Below are 2,245 nucleotides of genomic sequence, written 5' to 3'. Positions count from 1 at the left end.
TGAACAAGCAGCCACAATTACGTATGTTGATGCGGTGACAAATGAGATATTAGGTGTCGACCACATTAAGGGGGGCTCGGATGAATCGCATGCCTACACAACGGCTAACCGATTGGCAGCTTACCTGGCGAGCGGTTATGAGTTGGTTTCAGATGGCTACCCAACGAACTTCACATTTGATCGTGATACGGCGGTCACGCAAGCTTATACGGTAACCTTAACGCACGGTTCGCAAACGATTAACCCCAACGATCCAAAGACGCCAGGCACGCCAATTAATCCGGATAACCCTGATGGAACAAAGTATCCAGACGGTTTGAAGTCAACTGATTTGAATGAGTCAGTGACGCGGACGATTACGTATGTGGATCAAGCTGGCAAGGCGATGGCGACAGCGGTTAAGGAAACCATTCACTTTACGCGCACGGCGACCCTTGATACGGTAACCGGTGCATACACGTATAGTGCGTGGGAGCCAACGACGGTAACGTCAATGGATGCCGTTGATTCGCCGGTAATTGCTGGTTATGTGGCTGATCGCCAAACGGTCGCTGCTTTGAGTGATTTGACGGCAACGTCAGCGGATATGTCAGAAAAGGTCGTGTACGCACCAATTGGTCAGTACGTACCAGCATTCCCAAGTGGTGTAACGGATGTGCCAAGCACGCCAATTGATTATCCAAATAACCCCGATGATCCAACCACAACGGATACGCCGGGTGAGGATAATCCAGCCACACCGGGAACACCTGATAATCCAACGATGCCGTATGTACCCGGCTTTACGCCGCAAGGTCCAGATGGTCCGTTGCAACCAGTGGATCCAAACAACCCAAGTGCAGGTTACTGGCCACCAGCGCCAAGCGAGACGCCAACTGAAGACACGACGATTACCTACACGGCCAATAAGCAAACGGCGACGATTACGTATATTGATGATGAAACTGGTCGCATTTTGGCGGTTGATACGATTATGGGTGGTTCGGCGGAAACGAGTTCGTACTCACCTTATAACCGCATTATGGTTTACAAGTTGGCTGGTATGATGTTAGTAAGCAATGGGTACCCAAGTCACTTTACGTTTGATCGTGATGAGTCAGTTGATCAGGCCTTTGAAGTTCATTTCGAAGGCGCGACAATCACGGTTACACCAGATGATCCAAAGGTACCAGGTGAGCCAATTTACCAACCAGGTGATTTGATTGATCCGAACGATCCTGATTCGCCAACGTTCCCAGATCCACTTGGTGAGCCGGGTACGCCGGTCGATCCGGATGATCCCGATTCACCAACTTGGCCACAGCCGCCAGTTTGGCCAGATGGCGTAACGGCAGCAGATTTGCGTGAAGAAGTGAACCAAACGATTACGTATATTTATGAAAAGGATGGTTCAACAGCGGCTAAGACGGTTACTGATCAGGTTGTCTTCACACGGACGATTACGATTAACGTCATCGCTGCACAGCAGAGTGCGCAACCACAAGCCCGTCTGGCACGTGCTGCCACGGCGAGTCCGATTGTTTACTCTGATTGGCAGGCAGTGAACGGCGATGATAAGTTTGATGCGAAGACCTCGCCAGTTATTCCAGGCTATATCGCTGACCGATTGGTGGTCGAAGAAGTAGCTGATATGGATGAAACCAGTGAAGATGACATCCAGCAAGTTGTTTATCGTCAACTTGGTTCTTGGGTACCAAGTGTGCCACAAGTACCGGGGGTTAAGACACCGGCTGATGTGACGTATCCAAATGATCCGGATGACCCAACGAAGACGGCTGATCCAAATTCACCAGGTTATCCAGTCATCCCATATGTACCAGGCTTTACGCCACAAGGTCCAGATGGGACGCCACTACAGCCAGTTGACCCAAAGGATCCAAGCCAGGGTTACTGGCCACCGACTGTGCCAAATGATCCAACGACTGATACAACGATTGTTTATCGGGTTGACCAGCAACGTGCAACGGTTAACTTCATCGATCAAAATACGAAGCAGGTGCTACACGTCGAACAATTGACCGGTGATAGTTATAGCAAGTCGACTTATACGACGACTAATCAAATTGCGGGTTATCTGGCACAAGGGTATGTCCTAGTACGGGATGGTTATCCAGCAGGCGGTATGACATTTGATGCCGATTCCGCCCATAACCAAACCTTTGTGGTAACGCTAGCTCACGGTACGACAACGGTTGATCCAAATCACCCTGGCGTACCAGGCACGCCAATCGATCCGAATAATCCG

Annotated in this window: 1 pseudogene; it reads left to right on the top strand. The window is 50.2% G+C overall.

Annotation, left to right across the window (positions count from 1 at the left end):
- Positions 1-2,245 (top strand): annotated as a pseudogene (locus tag WEIDD23_RS09250) (mucus-binding protein); the annotation flags it as partial.

The sequence above is a fragment of the Weissella sp. DD23 genome (assembly GCF_001579105.1).
In the GTDB taxonomy this organism is placed as follows: domain Bacteria; phylum Bacillota; class Bacilli; order Lactobacillales; family Lactobacillaceae; genus Weissella; species Weissella cibaria.
The sequence above is the reverse complement of the archived record's forward strand: the minus strand, read 5'-3'. Positions and strand labels throughout refer to the sequence as shown.